The following is a 15,639-nucleotide window of genomic DNA, read 5'->3' on the forward strand; positions in this document are numbered from 1 at the left end:
TTACTGCGTTTTGCCTTGAATCCTAGCAGCTAGCTTATCGCCTATCATCTGCAGCAATTGCACTAAAACCACTAAAATTAGCACGGTAATTAGCATGACATCGCTTTGATAGCGTTGATAGCCAAAGCGCACCGCTAAATCCCCTAAGCCACCACCGCCAATCACACCTGACATAGCAGAATACCCAATTAAGGTAATGGCTGTCACTGTAATTGCCGCTAAAATCCCAGTTGTGGCTTCAGGTAATAAAGCCATAGTGACTGTTTGACGTGAGTTCGCCCCCATGGCTCGACAGGCTTCAGACACACCCGGGTCCACCTCACGCAAAACATTTTCAATTAAGCGTGCAAAAAAGGGCGCGGCACTGGCAACCAGTGGCGGAATGGCGCCTTGGACACCAAGGGCTGTACCTGCTAGTGCCCGTGATAACGGAATCATCACGATCAAAAGAATTAAAAAAGGCACCGAACGCAATACATTCACTAAAAATGACAAGGCTTGGTAGGTCCAGCGGTTTTCCAGCAGCTGCCCTTGGGCCGTCAAAAAGAGAATAACACCCAAAGGCAAACCAATAAGCACGGTAAAAATTAAAGAGGCGCCGGTCATCACAAACGTCTCTACTGTGGCACTCCAAATTAATGCCCAATCCATATTGGTAAAATTCATGACCGTAATACCTCACATGTGACATGATGCTGATCCAGCACAGTCTTCACCTGTTCCCACTGATTTAAATCGCCCTCGACGGCCACAACGAGTTGCCCGTAAGGCGTTTGCTTAATGCGGCTTACCGCACCCTGCAAAATACTGAAATTCAAATTAAATTCACGACTGAGCTGGCTTAAAACCGGTGCCGAGGTAGATTGGCCTTTAAAACTTAAGCGTAATAAACGTCCTTGCACTTGTTCAGCTAGCTCGTGCCAACCACCATCATCCATACCGCTTTCCGCCAATAGACGTTGAGTAGTGGCATGCTGTGGATGCAAAAACACATCTAATACCGGACCGCATTCTATTAACTGGCCCGCCTCAATGACTGCCACCTGATCACAAATGCTACGAATCACGTCCATGCTATGCGTAATTAAAACAATCGTTATGCCTAGCTTTTGGTTGATTTCTGCCAGTAAGCGCAAAATAGACTGGGTGGTTTCTGGGTCAAGCGCAGAGGTAGCCTCGTCACACAGTAGCAACTGCGGTTGATTCGCTAAGGCTCGGGCAATGCCCACACGCTGTTGTTGCCCACCGGATAATTGACGTGGGTACTTATGAGCATGGTCTTGCAACCCCACGAGTTCCAATACCTCTAAAGCGCGGCTTTGCTGCGACTTAGATGACAAGCCGGCTAACCGTAAAGGGAAACAGACATTGTCCAGTACTGTACGCATTTGTAATAAATTAAAATGCTGAAACACCATGCCAATTTTTTGACGCACCCGACGTAAATCGGCCTCGGGCAATGCACTTAATTCCGTCTGTTGCAACCAAACACGCCCCTCTGAAGGTCGCTCTAAGAGATTTAACAACCGAATCAACGTGCTTTTTCCTGCCCCGGAGCGTCCAATAATTCCAAATACCTCACCGGCTGGAATATGCAAATTAATGTCATTTAAAGCAATAATACTCTTATTGCCAGACGCGTACGTTTTATAGATATGCTCTAAACGAATCAAAGAAATTTCCTACCCATTCTCTTGGTCAATCTGCTGACTATTTCTGTTAAGATCTAAACGTGAACATTGTTCCAAAATGTAGGAGAATGTGATGTATACGTTTAAGTCTTAAAAAAATGTTAATATAAGGACACGCTTAAACAGAACTATTACCCCCTGAAAGCTCATAACAAAAATGTCGACTTGTTGCAAAAACACATACTACCTTTCAATACGGCACTACTCTCTTTTCAGGATCTACTATGCAAGCTATCGTTACCAGAACCCTTTGTGATCACTGCTTAGGTTTACCTGTAGCAAAAACGTCAACACAACCTCATAGCGGTTTAAAATTGGTTTCTCAATACACCCCGATTCCTAATGGTGATGCCGAAGCCAAATTTATATGCCATGCCTGCGATACTGTGTGGCTGCATCGAAAAAACAAATGGGGGTCGTGTGAGGGCTTTAGGCTGAATCCTTAACTGTGTTAGGCTTTATGCATCCTTAACTTTTAGCTAAGATTTGCATGCCTGACTTTATTCACCGCCATCAAAGCCAAGTCAATCTTCAAGCCATGCGCGCTTTACAGCAAGCATGGCTTCTTGCCGCTGAGTTACATACACCCTTGCCGCCTTTTTTGCTGCAGCGCAGTGTTGCTATTCTAAAAGCTCTACAAAAATATACAACACATGAACCTGTTCTACCGCTATTAGAACACGCAAAACAACAGCTCAATGCATTTTTAACGGTAACGGCTCTTACACCTAGTGTGCTAAATCAGCCACCTCAAGCGCTCCATGTGCCTTGGTTTGATACTGCCTTTCCTTATCCTGCCACCCTTGCTGACTTGTCATTAGGCGCACAATGGCATCAACAAATTAAAGCCAGTCATACAAAGCCGTTTCAGCGGCTAACCCTGGCCTTAGCCAAGCTCCCTTATCGCTCTGCCTACCAAGAGGCCGTTTTAGCACTGCGAGCTATTATTCGTTCAGAGCCTCGTCACTACGAGCCAGCGCTTGAGCTCTTGTATTGGCTCGCCGCGAGCGCGTCTTTCTTAGAGCATCCTCAGCTACAGCCCAGCGGAGAGCAAATCATCGAAGCTTTGCCAGGACATGAGCTACAAGGCCTTGTCATTCGCTACCAAGAGCTTGGTGTTGCTCAGTTACCTCTATTAAATCAAACCGATCAAAAACAGCTGATCACGTATTTTGGTGCTCCCACGCAAACACAAACCTTACGAGAGGTGCATGCGCAAGCCTGGCAAGCGTATGCGGCGCGCTTAGAGGCCAACGCCAACCGATAAAAAAAGCCCAATAGTTAGCAACCATTGGGCTTCACACAAAGCAAAACGCCACTTATTGAATAAGTGGCGTTTTAGTATTCGTTCGTGGTGGGTCGTGCGCGACTCGAACGCGCGACCAACGGATTAAAAGTCCGCTGCTCTACCGACTGAGCTAACGACCCGACCGAAAGATGTAATTATTGCACCTATTCAGAATCTTGTCAAGGGTTTTTTTAATACTAAAAAAACAAAAAGCAATAAAAACGGGCTTGGCCTAGGGCAAACACCTATCTGCCCCGAACCAAAGACGTAACTATAACATGAAATTTTACTTTGTACAGCTTTTTTTAACGCGCTCGTGAAATTCGGACCTCTGCACCACGGCGTTTTACCTCGAGACCTTCGGAGGGTAAGATTTTTAACCCCTCTAGCCCTTTAATGTAGCTTGAGCCTTGCATTTGCATGACCCGTATTTTATTACGCATGACGGCTGGACTGTGCTCGGGCATGCCGAACATCCATACCTCTTCGAGTAAGCGCGCTGAATTAAACTCGGACGTATTCAGTGCAGCCGGCCCTAAACACAACATATGACCTTCGCGCCCAAACACAGGTAAACGATCTAAGTCGGCTTCGATTTCCCAACGGGTGCCCCCTTCGTAGCGCCAGCCAGTGGAAAGATCCCACCAATCGCTACCCTTTGGTAGATACACCTCTGTTTTTGTGCCAGGTTTGACAAACGGCGCAACCAAAAGCGTAGAGCCCAACATATATTGGTGGGGCCACGCATTCACCTCGGGGTCGTCAGGGAACTCGAGCACCAAAGCGCGCTGTACGGGTAAGCCACAGCGTACTGATTCTTCGATAATGCCCAACACATACGGCACGAGTCGATAACGCCAACGTAACCAATGGGCAATGAGCTCTTGGGTTTTTTCATCAAAAGACGATGGCATTAAACCTGGCAACGCTTGCAGATGGAAGTTAGCGGAAAACACAGCCATAGATAACCACCGTATAAACAGCTCGGGCGTCATGGAATCCACAGGGTGATGAATCGAACCAATTTGATGAGTTTGTGCGGTAATGCCACTATTGCCCACAGCCAAAGCGGCCTGCAGGGTTTGGCTTAGACCTTCCCAACTATTGGGGACATCTGGACCAAGCTGCCAAGCAAAACGATGGGCGGATGGGTATAAATCGCGGCTAGCGATAAGCCCCTCTTGGGGTGTTTTATGTCCTGCAAACGCATCAAACAGTGCCTGACGTACTAAAAGTGGATAAACCGTGCGCAGCATGGCTCCACATTCATTACCGCGAGCCGTAATACCGTCAGGAATTACAAAGCTTGAATCACTAATGACCGCGCCAAGCCCTTCATCAAACGACTGACGTAAGCGTTCAACCCATAATTTGTAGGCGTCTTTATGCGTTAGGTCGAGTAGACCAAAGTCAGCGCTGCCTGTGATGGGGTTACCTGAAAAAACATGCGCAGCCCCGTCTTCATCATTTAACAGTAGCCAACCGCGATCTTCCCACTCATCAAACATGGCCGTTCCGGTTAGCACACCAGGAAACAGCGTCGCCGCCAATTTGAACTGGGCTTCCTCGGTTTGAGTCATGGTTTCACGTAATTCGCCTATGCGTGACTCGTCCCACTCGAATAAGGGGCGGTCTGCGCTGAAACCTAAGACGGCTGGGGCAGCAAAATTGACAACGTCCACGCCTACATTAAGGGCTTTAAGGGCTTGAACCTGCTGATGGGAGTCGGTCAAGTGCTGACCCACGGCTTGATCTAGCCATACACCCATTGGCCATAAACCAGGTTGCCCTGCTCGCCCTGTTAAGGCTGTGTATTGATTCAAAATCTCTGTGGGCGCCCCAACAAAAATAAAGAAGTCTAATATAGGTGCCTGAACACGAAGCACATAATGATCTGAGTCGGTATGGGCCACATCGTGTTCTACACGCTCGAATGTATTCACGTACAGCCCCCACCCTTTAGGGCTCCAGGCTAAAGGTAACACCCGGTCGGCAGGACGATCAGAAACCAATACACTGCCACGTCGATTTAAATTTGCCGTGGTTTCACCTAGCCCATATACCCCTTCGGTTGGATCTAATTGAACGTGGAACTGCCACTGTTCGCCTGAGCTGAGGGACTGACTTTGCAATAGCAACTGAGTGCCGCTATAAACCCGTAAGGCAAAGTTGTCTTTATCTAACTCAACAACACAGTCTCCTTGCTCGACTCGCCAACCTTGGTCTTGGTCGATAACCTGAAGCTCGCCCACTGCGTCTAAGCGTGCTAAGAGCATTTCAGCATACTGCTGAGCACGTGGGGTTACACGTTCGGGTTGAATGTGTTTTAATGTGCCAAAGCGCAAGCGAAACACACCCGGAGCGTGGGCTTCGATACGCAACATTTGGTCGTCAGCGGCTGAAAAATCAGCGCTGGATGATTTAGTAGATATTGAACTTAGAAGATTAAACAATTGCGTCACATCATCAGAGTGAGTTTTGGACGGCACAGTGCGATCCTCGAGGGCTAGGCCCAAAACATAATTAAAATACTATTTTGACGTATATTTGCAAGACTGCAAAGCCACATCAAACCAATCCTTATCCTTACTATTATCGCAGGTATAGCGCGCGGGATAAATCACGATCTATTACGGCTGGCTCAGAGGCCAAATTTGTGCTAATGAAATCAGCGGCTAAAGCAGCCCAACTAAAGCCATACGAGCCATAACCTACATTGACCCATAAACCTGGTAACGCGTGAGCCACCGCCGGCAAGTGATCTGCCAAGGCAGCTCGCTGCCCTTGCCACATGGACAGAGCAGGTGCTGATACACCCAGCGGTATCAATTCTGCCACCTTATGCATAATGTCCGCATAGGCTTGGGTTGTAGGCATTAGCGGCCCGTCCTCGTAGGTGCTTCCTACTGTGTAGAGCTTTCCATCTACAGGTAATACATATCCTTGGCCTGCCACAATACATGAAACCGATGTGCCTAGCGTAGCAGCGAATACCACACTGCTTTGACCGTTTATTATATCCATGGCTAAAAGTCGCTCTGCATGTGGCAGCAACGGCGCGAGCAGATGGGTAGACTGAGCGGCATTGGCTATGACTACATGTTCAGCATCTACTTGACCATGCTGAGCCATATGTACTGCCCATCCTGAGTCTTTAGCCGACGCAACAGTAGTTACCCTATCGGTTACCAACGTGATTAGGGGGTGAGCCAATAGCTGAGAAATCAGCCGTTCTGGGTCGACCACTAATGCTTTAGGAAAAAAAGCCGCATCATGCTTTAAGGGGTGTTGCATGCCTTCAATGGTTGAGCCTGCTGCTTTATATTGTACCCAATCTGGATCAAAGCCTAGATTTTGTATAGTATGACGTAAATATTCCGCTTCTGTTGCCTCTGTATTTAGCACGGCCGCCCCCGTGGTAAATAGACTTTGCCCAAAAAAAGCTTGCCAACGCTGTCGCGCACGTAGTACCCCAGCGCGGCTTAAACGTGCACGCGGCGCATCATCACTGGTTAATAAAGGCGTCATGGCAACAGCTCGATGCCCCAAGTGTGCCGCGCCTGCCCCTTGACTAAAACGCGGGTCAATGACTTGCGAAGCAATTCCTCGTTCAGCGAGCGCATAGGCTGTAGCCGCCCCAGCTATGCCTCCGCCCACAATGACCACTGGCTTTAAAGGCCGTGCCAAGTAGTTTCGCCCTAAATGAGGTCGCAAATGTGCCTTTATCATATGGCGTTTAAACGCAAACCCGGGGTGTCGCTCTACAATAAAGCCTGCATTCTGCAGGTCGTGGCGTACCTGTGCTGCCGAGCACCACGTCGCCGCTGTAGCATTCGGGGCAGCCATACGTACTAACTGACCAAATAGCTCGGGCGCCCACATAGCTGGGTTGACGCGTGGCGCAAACCCATCTAAAAAAAAGGCGTCAGCCTGACATGCCATCCGCTTGGCCCCCTGGCTAATTTCACCAAAGTATAACGTCAGCGTGACTTGTCCGCCTTCAAACTCTAAACGATGGATGCCCGGCACCAACAGTGGCCACTGGGCTAACAATTGATCAGCAAGATCGCGATGACTAGCGGGCGTTGGGCCTAGCATCAATGCTAAATCGTGGACATAAAAGGGGTGTGCCTCGAAAGAGACGAAGTGCAAACGTTGGCTACGATGCGGATCAGCACGCCAGGTCGCCCAGGTGGCAAGAAAATTATTGCCTAAACCAAAGCCTGTTTCCAAAATGGTAAACTGCTCTTTTTGCTGCCATCGTTCGGGCAGCCCATTCCCAGCCAAAAAGACATACTCCGCTTGGTTTAACGCCCCTGAGGCCGAGTGATACAAGTCATCGTAACGGTCACTACACGCTAGCCCTTGCGCGGTAAAGCGTGGCGTAGCTGGAATTAAAGGCTGAAATGCACGTGTCATATAAACTCAAACAAACCCATTATCTAAACGACTGATTATGAAACTACCTCGAGACCTACAAAACCACCTCGCTACCGCAAAGGCCGCAGCCCAAGCTGGCGCCGTTATTCTACAGGCCTATGCCGGAAATCGCAGCGAGCTTGTGATTGATACAAAAATGCGTAACGATTTGGTCTCGCAGGCTGACCGCGAAGCCGAACAGGCGGTCATTCGTGTGCTACAGGAACAAACCCCCGAGTTTGGTATTGTGGCCGAAGAAAGCGGTGGCAAAGCCAGTCAGATGGCAACCTGGTGCATTGACCCCTTAGATGGCACCACCAACTTTTTGCATGGAATACCGCACTATGCCGTTTCTATTGCACTGATTGCACATGCTGGTACCGAGGTTGATGGCCATGTTTTATCCCAAGACACTCCTATTATAGGTGTAGTGTATGACCCAAATCGCGATGAAATGTTCAGTGCTCTCTATAATGGTGGCGCCTGGCTTAATGGCCAGCCTATTCGCTGCTCGCAGGCATCAAGCCTTGCTGAAAGTGTAGTGGCTACCGGTTTTCCATTTCGTGATTTCAGCTTTGCCAACCAATACATGCCAACCTTACACCAAGCCATTGAGTCCACCCGTGGGCTACGTCGTTTAGGCGCCGCCGCACTGGATCTGGCCTGGGTGGCGTGTGGGCGTTTTGATGCCTATTGGGAAATGGGACTAGCGCCTTGGGACGTGGCAGCAGGAACAGTCATTGTACGAGAAGCCGGCGGCATTAGTGACGACATGTATGAACAACAGCCTTGGCCAGAGCGTGGCTATATCTACGCAGGCAACCCTAAAACGGCCCCTGAATTGCTGGCCTTGCTACAACCGCATCTGGTTTATCCCACCCAAGCCTAAACAAAACTAAAACACACAAACAGGACGGCCACGCCGTCCATGCGATGCATCCCCATCCCAAACGGTCAAGCGTTTAGCGCAAACAAAATAAACAATTTGCTGCATAATAGACTTATGCCGCCACTTTTTTATTGATATTTTGGATGCAGGTACCCATGACGACTCTTCCTCCTTTTACGACTTGGCAAGACGAATTCACCGCTATTCGCCGCGATCTCCATCAGTTCCCAGAGCTGGGTTATACCGAATACCGGACTGCCGATAAAATTGCGTATTACCTTGAACAATGGCAAATTCCATTGCACCGGGGTTTAGGGGGTACAGGCGTAGTAGGCATTCTAAAAGGCGATACTGGCCCAGGCGCAGCCATTGGCCTACGCGCCGATATCGACGCCTTGCCCATGCCCGAACAAAATACCTTTGACCACAAAAGCCAGCACGAAGGCATTATGCATGCGTGCGGCCACGATGGCCATACCACGATGCTTTTGGCGGCGGCTCGTTACCTATCCCAGCATCGCAACTTTAACGGCACCATTTATTTTATTTTTCAGCCTGCCGAAGAAGGTTTAGGGGGTGCAAAGAAAATGATTGATGACGGCTTGTTTAGGCTTTTTCCTATGGATGCCGTCTTTGGTCTTCACAATTGGCCCGGCATGCCTGCAGGTCAGTTTGGGTTGCGCACCGGCGCCATCATGGCATCTAGCAGTACATTTAGCTTAACCATTCAAGGTAAAGGGGCTCATGGTGCCATGCCTAATTTGGGTGCCGACCCAGTAATTGCTGCGGTCAGCATCGCACAAGGCTTACAAACTATCATTAGTCGCAATCTCGACCCCCTCGAGCAAGCGGTGCTTAGTATTACTCAAATTCACGCCGGTTCGGCCGATAACGTCATTCCTGACCAAGCCGAATTGCGTGGTACAGTTCGCACATTTAGCAACGAGGCCTTAGATCTCATAGAAAAACGCATTGGTGAACTTAGCAGCCAAACCGCTCAGGCCTTGGGGTGTAGCGTGCAGTACGAATTCGATAGACGCTACCCTCCCACCATCAACCACCTCGAGCCTACCCAGTTTTGTGCTCAATTACTTCAAGACTGGCGTGGTAGTGAAAACGTCATCTACCCTGTACAGCCATCAATGGGGGCCGAAGACTTTTCTTTTATGCTGGAACAGGTGCCTGGTTGCTATTTATTTTTAGGTAATGGCGATGGCGATCATCGAGCCCAAGGCCACGGACTGGGGCCGTGTACCTTACACAATGGCAGTTACGACTTTAATGATCAGCTTATTCCTATCGGGGCGACCTATTGGGTCAAGCTAGCTACCTCGTGGCTGCAGGCTAAACACGACGCTACCAATTGAACCCTAAAAAACTTTCGCGGCAAGATGGAGGCTTCTAGGTACAATACTAGCATTTGTACTAATAAGAAGGAGCCTCTATGAGCACTGCTCTCATTTCCATTCCTAAAGACCAAGACCCTGTATTACGTGTTATTCCTATGCCTGGCGATGCCAATATGCATGGTGATGTTTTCGGCGGCTGGATTATGGCACAAGTGGATATCGGAGGCTCAGTGCTTGCTTCACGTCGTGCCCAAGGACGCGTCGCAACGGTAGCAGTGAACTCGTTTACGTTTAAGCAACCTGTTTTCGTGGGTGATTTACTTAGCGTGTACGCCAAAATAATAAAAACAGGCACCACTTCTATCACTGTCGAGGTAGAGGTCTACGCCGAACGCAAACTCTTGCCAGACGAAACCGTAAAAGTCACCGAAGCCACCCTGACTTATGTCGCCACTGATGATCAACGACGCAGCCGTCCTTTACCTCTAATCGAATAATATGACTCAAGCTACTGTGAACACGGCACCGTCTAAAATGCGCCGTCTAGACCCAGAAGATGCTCAGCTTGCTTTGCAGCGCTTACAAAGCATTTTAAAACGCCAAGAGGTGGTTAACCTGCTCTCCGATGACGACCAGCAGAATGAACCCTCTGAAGAGCTCACTCAATTAACGCATCGCCACCACGAAGAAGAAATTCGGGCCATTATTAACAATCTGCACCCAGCAGACATTGCCTTTATTTTAGAATCCTTACCCGAGCCCGAGCGCCAGCTAGTTTGGGATCAGGTGTCAGATGAATACGATGCCGATGTGCTGTTGGAAATCGAGGACTGGGTTCGCGAGTCCTTGATTAAGTCCATGGACACCGAAGAGCTGATCGCTGCCGCGTCGAACATGGATGCAGATGAGATTGCTGATCTTGCGCCAGACCTGCCGCCCGACGTGATTGCCGAAGTCCAAAAAGGCCTCACCGATGCCGAGCGCGCGCAACTTATTGCCGCTATGGGCTACCCAGAGGACTCGGTGGGGGCCATTATGGATTTTGAAATGGTTCGGGTACGCGAAGACGTTAGCCTAGAGGTGGTCTTGCGCTATTTGCGTAGACTCCAAGAGCTACCTGATCATACCGATCAAGTTTTTGTGGTGGATCGCGGCGATCGGTTACAAGGCACCTTATCGCTTACTACCTTGTTAGTTTCTGACCCAGATAGCTTGGTGTCCAGTGTCATGAACACCGATTACTTTTACCTGCATCCTCTTGACCCCGACACGGACGCCGCTAATGCTTTTGAACGCTATGACTTAGTCTCTGCGCCTGTGGTCGATGACTACGGCCGCCTCATCGGGCGTGTACCGATTGATGAGGTCATTGACGTACTGCAAGAAGACTCCCAAGAGCAAGAACTTTCGCGTGCCGGTCTCCAGGAAGAAGACATTTTCGCTCCCGTTTTTAGTGCTCTACGCAACCGTGCTCCTTGGCTATTAATTAACTTATGTACTGCGGCGACCGCTTCATTTGTGGCGTCGCGTTTCGAGGACACCGTTAGCCATATTGTGATTTTGGCTTTTTTAATGTCTATTGTGGCCGGTATTGGTGGGAACTCGGGTAATCAAACCATGACCATGATTATCCGTGCGATGGCAATGGGTCGTATTACAGGCGCCAATATTTGGCCTCTTGTAAAGCGAGAGCTGTTGGTGACATTTTTAGTTGGCGCCTGTGGCAGTTTGGTTACGGCTGGCTTTGCCTGGTTTATTTCACGCTCTATCCCTATTGCCCTCGTCATGATGGCAGCCATGATTGGTAATATGCTGGTAGGAGCCGCGCTTGGGGTATTAATACCCACCTTGCGGAGCCGCTTTGGTAAAGACCCAGCGGTGGGTTCATCGGTTTTATTAACCTTTGGTACGGACTCGCTGGGCTTTTTTATCTTTCTTGGTTTGGCAACCATTTTTTTACTTTAAGCTACGGATTCGGTTTGGAGACTGTGTAGACGCTGTACCAACTGCTCTAAACCGGCTTCATCCATACCAATAAAAACCAGTTGGGTTTGACTAACAGGACGTGCGCTGGGGGTAATCACGCATTGGGTTTTAGTCCACTGCACCACCCAGCCTCGGCCTGCCTCAGTATGCAGCATGCCTTTAGCTCGATACAGCACCTCAGTAAAGGCCTCTAATACAGCACGTACGTCTTCCACAGCAAGCACCTGATTGGACTCAAAGCTTACACTGTGCCACCCCTTGGTAGGTGTTGTCACCGGACGAGGCGGTGACGCGACGACAGGGGCAGGAGGCACGGTGGCGGCATAGTCATAACGCAGTTGGGCTACGCTTTGATTCACTAGCTGCTCTAAGCACGTTGGCAGGGATTGCTCTGGCGTTAAACGGTTAAAAACCAGATGAGTCGCACTCAAAATTTGTTGTGCCCATACCGTATTCACTCGGGGATCTGTCGCATGCAAAGCGGCTAACGAGACATCCACAAAGCAGCGCACTTCGTTTAACTCAAAACGCTGTGCTACGCGTATCATGTCTGCCACACGCGCTGCATTGGCGACCCCACTAAGTTCCATAAACAGTGCCGTTGGCGGTGGGTCCATCCGCCCTATTTCTGCTAGCTTTTCTGCCATACTGGCACCTAAAGTGCAGCAAACACAGCCATTGTTTAACCGAATCACGTCGTCATCTTGATACGCAATTAAGCTAGCATCAATATTGATACGCCCAAAGTCGTTAACCAGCACGATACTACGTGCTGGAATATCCGTTTGCAGCAATTGATTCAGATACGTTGTTTTACCCGAGCCTAAAAAGCCCGTGAGTAAAGTGGTGGCAATGGGCTTAATGCTTGGCATGAGTATGCACCTCACCCCCAAGCACCGTCGCTAGCACCTCAACGTCAAGCAGTTCATCCGTATCGATCGCATACAAATCGCGGTCTAATGCCACCATATCCGCAAATTTTCCGACCTCTAGGCTGCCTACTTGATCATCCATGTGTAAGGTATAGGCGGCACCTAGTGTCATCAGCTCCAGTGCCTCGGGTATCGTTAAGGCTTCATGCTCGCCCAATACATGACCGCTAGCGGTTTTACGTGCTACCGCGCACCACATGGAAAACAACGGCCCCAAAGGTGTTACTGGCGCATCACAATGCATGGCAATGGGTACACCTAGTTGACGTGCTGAGCGCAAGGGCTGCATGCGTCGAGAGCGAGTGTAACCCAACGTTTTTTCTCGGTGTATATCACCCCAGTAATAAATATGGTTCACAAACATATTTAAGCAAACGCCTAGTTTAGCTGCACGACGCATTTGCGCCTGACTAATAAACTGGCAATGCTGCAGGGTATGGCGATGATCGGCCCTATACCACAGTGATTGTGCCTCTTCAATGGCATCTAACATAAGCTCTACGGCTTCATCACCATTGGTATGAATGTGCATTTGCAGACCGGCTTGATGGTAATCCAAGACAATTTGCTTGAGGGTTTCGGGTGGCGCATTCCAAATGCCATTTTCATGGCCGTTATGGTAACCCGGCCACAGCATGCGTGCAGAAAAACCCTGAATAGAGCCATCGGTCATGACTTTAACTAAGCCAAAATGCAACTTGGCATTGCTTAGTTCTTGGCAAGCCACAATCCGCTCGATACCTTGATGGTTTTGCCAATCGAGTGCCCCCATAGCAGGCACCAACCGCACCGGATACTGAGGCTGTTGGCTGCTTTCTACCAGCGCAGCCACGCCCTGATCTGATAATGGGTTGTAGAGATCAGTAATCGTGGTGATGCCAGTACGCTGCGCCGCTTTAGCATAGTTTTGTAAGGTAGCAAGACTGGCTACCTCCTCGAAAACGCTACGCCCCAATGCCTCAAATACCGCATGCATGGCTGCCATTTCACGCAACTCACCATTTGGTTGCCCTTGGGCATCACGCATTACCCCCTCTAAATCATGCGTTTCAGCCAAGCGTGTTTGGGCCAGCATGGCGCTGTTTACCGTCATTAAATGCAAGTTGGCATGGAAAATGACGACCGGGCGATCACTTACCACCGCGTCAATCACTTGCTTATCCAGTCGCTCACCCTCAAAATAAACCGGATCAAACCCCCACGCTACAAGAGGCTCACCGGGGGCTAGAGTTTGAGCCGCCTCAGCTAAGCGTTTTTGAATGTCTGCTAGACTGGTATTCCCTGGACGTAATTCACCTTGAGGGGTATGGCGCGGGAAATAGCCTAGGTACACGTAATTCCACATTGCCCCCTCTAGCGCATGACTATGCCCTTCAACAAACCCTGGGTACAAATACGCGTTTTCAAAACGGGTATCTAACACATACTCACCCACATCAGCAATATCCTCTAGGGACCCCACTGCCAATACCTTGCCGTCCTTAACAGCCACATGCGTTGCACTAGGCAAAGACGGGTCTAAGGTAATAATGCGTTTAGCAGAAAAAATGGTGATCACAACTTACCTCCTAATACAGCACGCCCACTACCACGCACGCTGCTTTTTTTCATCATTAACAAAGGAATGAGTACCAAGGGAATAACTGCTGTTGCAGCAAAAGCCATTAAATAAGTGCTTGGGCTGAGTGAGGGAGCAATGGGCGTCACAATAAAAAGGATTGGCGTATTGACTACCACAATAGCAAGGTTAAAGAACGCTAGCTCTTTAGCCACCGATGTACTGAAATCAGCATCTAATAAGCGCAGCAGTAATAAACCCGTGCCCGTTGACCCCGTACAGCATCCAAAAGACGTGAGGGCTCGCTCTGGGCCTAGTTTGCCACTCCAGTTACCCACGTACCAACATAAGAAAAAGGTGGCGGCCGTTACAGCGATAGTCACCAATAAAATTGGCACAATTAACGCATAAAGCACAGAGAAAGAAATACTCATAATTGTGCCTACCACCATGAAATCCACTGAAGCCCCTGTTAAACGTTTCAAGCTTTCATCATCAACGAAATGGCCCCATTTTTTGTAGTCAATAATCCAACGCATCAGCACACAAATGCCTAAACCGTGGACAAAAAACATATTGTGACTAAACAGTACGCTTAGACTAATGCCTAAAGGCTCTTTGCCTGCCACAACCCCTTGCATGACCACTAGCCAAAAGTGCGTCAACATATAGGCCAAGCCAAGCAATCCTATATGCCAGGCTAAACTATCCATGTTTGCACTATGAGTGACTAAGCGTGTTTCTGTTTTCCCTGCACCATTATGAAAATAGCCCAGCAAAAACTCATCATCAATGGCGGATTTTTTATTTAAATTTTTACCGCTACGAATGACGCGGCGTGCCGCAGGCACACCAACCAGAAAGGCCACTAAAAACCCTAGCGAAGCGTAAATCAGACCCACCTGTGTGGCATTAACTAAACCATAATCGTTTTCCCAAATGCCACCAAAAGTCAGTGCTTGCCCGGGGCCTTGAGTAAAACCATGGGTAATTAATGCGCCTAATAGCGGCCCAATTTGACTACCCCTTACGGAGTCATAGGCATAAATAATGCCATACCCAATTAACGCTTGTAGGCCAAGACTTGCAGTCCAAATTAAGGTTAACCATAGCCCACCTTTGACAATGCTATCCCCAGCTAATTTCTTGTCTTTGCTGCTACCGGTTAAGCATAAAGACATAAAGCTCAGAGTAAAAAAATGAAAAGTTAACGCGTTAAAATCATTAGGACCGTAACCAGGCAGTAAATCAAAGCTTAATAAAACAAAACCAATACTACCGCCTAAAATACTTGCTGGCACCAAGGAGTTCTGTAAAAAGGGGATTTGACGTCTGATCACGCCCCCCAACACTAACATAAGGGCCATCAGGGCAAATGCAATTACCCCCTGAAACGTACCATCCATACCCACTCCTTTATGAGACAAAGCGTTCTGATTAATACAAAATATCAGCAAGCCTTAATAGTGCCTCTCTAGATAAAAGAGCAGAATAGGCATATACCCCTAATAAATCTCATTTTTTGAA

Annotated in this window: 12 protein-coding genes and 1 tRNA gene; 5 read left to right on the forward strand and 8 right to left on the reverse strand. The window is 48.8% G+C overall.

The window, feature by feature from the left end; all coding sequences use genetic code 11:
- Complete coding sequence (locus GGR41_RS04685) at nucleotides 1-666, reverse strand: methionine ABC transporter permease (RefSeq protein WP_167660882.1); 666 nt, start codon at nucleotides 664-666, stop codon at nucleotides 1-3.
- A complete protein-coding gene (locus tag GGR41_RS04690; protein ID WP_167660883.1) occupies nucleotides 663-1,673 on the reverse strand; it encodes a methionine ABC transporter ATP-binding protein in 1,011 nt (336 codons plus the stop codon). Before GGR41_RS04690 ends, GGR41_RS04685 begins: the two co-directional genes overlap by 4 nt.
- Nucleotides 1,674-2,181: 508 nt before the next feature.
- Between GGR41_RS04690 and GGR41_RS04695 the strand changes: the two genes are divergently transcribed.
- Complete coding sequence (locus tag GGR41_RS04695; RefSeq protein ID WP_167660884.1) at nucleotides 2,182-2,958, forward strand: hypothetical protein; 777 nt, start codon at nucleotides 2,182-2,184, stop codon at nucleotides 2,956-2,958.
- Nucleotides 2,959-3,043: 85 nt separating this feature from the next.
- Here GGR41_RS04695 and GGR41_RS04700 read toward each other — a convergent pair.
- The 3 genes from GGR41_RS04700 to mnmC2 form a co-directional block, all read right to left on the reverse strand.
- A tRNA-Lys gene (locus GGR41_RS04700) sits at nucleotides 3,044-3,119 on the reverse strand.
- A gap of 165 nt (nucleotides 3,120-3,284) precedes the next feature.
- The gene (locus GGR41_RS04705; RefSeq protein WP_373868042.1) at nucleotides 3,285-5,468 is read right to left on the reverse strand and encodes a glycoside hydrolase family 31 protein; all 2,184 of its coding nucleotides are present in this window, start codon (nucleotides 5,466-5,468) and stop codon (nucleotides 3,285-3,287) included.
- A gap of 103 nt (nucleotides 5,469-5,571) precedes the next feature.
- Entirely contained in the window at nucleotides 5,572-7,398 is a 1,827-nt protein-coding gene (gene mnmC2, locus GGR41_RS04710) for a tRNA (5-methylaminomethyl-2-thiouridine)(34)-methyltransferase MnmC2 (RefSeq protein WP_167660885.1), read from the reverse strand.
- Between the two features lie 37 nt (nucleotides 7,399-7,435).
- On the opposite strand from mnmC2, the gene GGR41_RS04715 reads away from it, so the two are divergent.
- The 4 genes from GGR41_RS04715 to mgtE all read left to right on the forward strand — a co-directional run bounded on the left by GGR41_RS04715 (nucleotide 7,436) and on the right by mgtE (nucleotide 11,601).
- Nucleotides 7,436-8,287, forward strand: a complete 852-nt coding sequence (locus tag GGR41_RS04715) for an inositol monophosphatase family protein (RefSeq protein WP_167660886.1) — start codon at nucleotides 7,436-7,438, stop codon at nucleotides 8,285-8,287.
- Between the two features lie 155 nt (nucleotides 8,288-8,442).
- The gene (locus tag GGR41_RS04720) at nucleotides 8,443-9,654 is read left to right on the forward strand and encodes a M20 aminoacylase family protein (RefSeq protein ID WP_167660887.1); all 1,212 of its coding nucleotides are present in this window, start codon (nucleotides 8,443-8,445) and stop codon (nucleotides 9,652-9,654) included.
- Between the two features lie 77 nt (nucleotides 9,655-9,731).
- Nucleotides 9,732-10,133, forward strand: coding sequence for an acyl-CoA thioesterase (locus GGR41_RS04725; RefSeq protein WP_077734670.1), 402 nt, complete (start codon nucleotides 9,732-9,734; stop codon nucleotides 10,131-10,133).
- A gap of 1 nt (nucleotide 10,134) precedes the next feature.
- Nucleotides 10,135-11,601: a magnesium transporter gene (gene mgtE / locus GGR41_RS04730; protein WP_167660888.1), complete on the forward strand. Its 1,467-nt coding sequence runs from the start codon at nucleotides 10,135-10,137 to the stop codon at nucleotides 11,599-11,601.
- On the opposite strand, the gene GGR41_RS04735 is transcribed toward mgtE, so the two are convergent.
- The 3 genes from GGR41_RS04735 to GGR41_RS04745 are packed head-to-tail and all read right to left on the reverse strand — an operon-like array spanning nucleotide 11,598 to nucleotide 15,518.
- The gene (locus GGR41_RS04735; protein WP_167660889.1) at nucleotides 11,598-12,494 is read right to left on the reverse strand and encodes a CobW family GTP-binding protein; all 897 of its coding nucleotides are present in this window, start codon (nucleotides 12,492-12,494) and stop codon (nucleotides 11,598-11,600) included. The genes mgtE and GGR41_RS04735 overlap by 4 nt on opposite strands.
- Nucleotides 12,481-14,112: an amidohydrolase gene (locus GGR41_RS04740; RefSeq protein WP_167660890.1), complete on the reverse strand. Its 1,632-nt coding sequence runs from the start codon at nucleotides 14,110-14,112 to the stop codon at nucleotides 12,481-12,483. The genes GGR41_RS04735 and GGR41_RS04740 overlap by 14 nt, the downstream gene beginning before the upstream one ends.
- Nucleotides 14,109-15,518: a sodium/glutamate symporter gene (locus GGR41_RS04745; protein WP_167660891.1), complete on the reverse strand. Its 1,410-nt coding sequence runs from the start codon at nucleotides 15,516-15,518 to the stop codon at nucleotides 14,109-14,111. Before GGR41_RS04745 ends, GGR41_RS04740 begins: the two co-directional genes overlap by 4 nt.
- Nucleotides 15,519-15,639 lie beyond the last annotated feature (121 nt).

Origin of the sequence: Paenalcaligenes hominis, from assembly GCF_011927625.1 — a bacterium.
Taxonomy (GTDB): Bacteria; Pseudomonadota; Gammaproteobacteria; order Burkholderiales; family Burkholderiaceae_B; genus Paenalcaligenes; species Paenalcaligenes hominis.

What these genes read in the sequence shown, in the direction of transcription:
- mnmC2 (WP_167660885.1), bottom strand. Translation starts at nt 7,398, where the DNA reads ATGACACGTGCATTTCAGCCTTTAATTCCAGCTACGCCACGCTTTACC.
- GGR41_RS04720 (WP_167660887.1), top strand. Translation starts at nt 8,443, where the DNA reads ATGACGACTCTTCCTCCTTTTACGACTTGGCAAGACGAATTCACCGCT.
- GGR41_RS04695 (WP_167660884.1), top strand. Translation starts at nt 2,182, where the DNA reads ATGCCTGACTTTATTCACCGCCATCAAAGCCAAGTCAATCTTCAAGCC.
- GGR41_RS04715 (WP_167660886.1), top strand. Translation starts at nt 7,436, where the DNA reads ATGAAACTACCTCGAGACCTACAAAACCACCTCGCTACCGCAAAGGCC.
- mgtE (WP_167660888.1), top strand. Translation starts at nt 10,135, where the DNA reads ATGACTCAAGCTACTGTGAACACGGCACCGTCTAAAATGCGCCGTCTA.
- GGR41_RS04685 (WP_167660882.1), bottom strand. Translation starts at nt 666, where the DNA reads ATGAATTTTACCAATATGGATTGGGCATTAATTTGGAGTGCCACAGTA.
- GGR41_RS04735 (WP_167660889.1), bottom strand. Translation starts at nt 12,494, where the DNA reads ATGCCAAGCATTAAGCCCATTGCCACCACTTTACTCACGGGCTTTTTA.
- GGR41_RS04745 (WP_167660891.1), bottom strand. Translation starts at nt 15,518, where the DNA reads ATGGATGGTACGTTTCAGGGGGTAATTGCATTTGCCCTGATGGCCCTT.
- GGR41_RS04725 (WP_077734670.1), top strand. Translation starts at nt 9,732, where the DNA reads ATGAGCACTGCTCTCATTTCCATTCCTAAAGACCAAGACCCTGTATTA.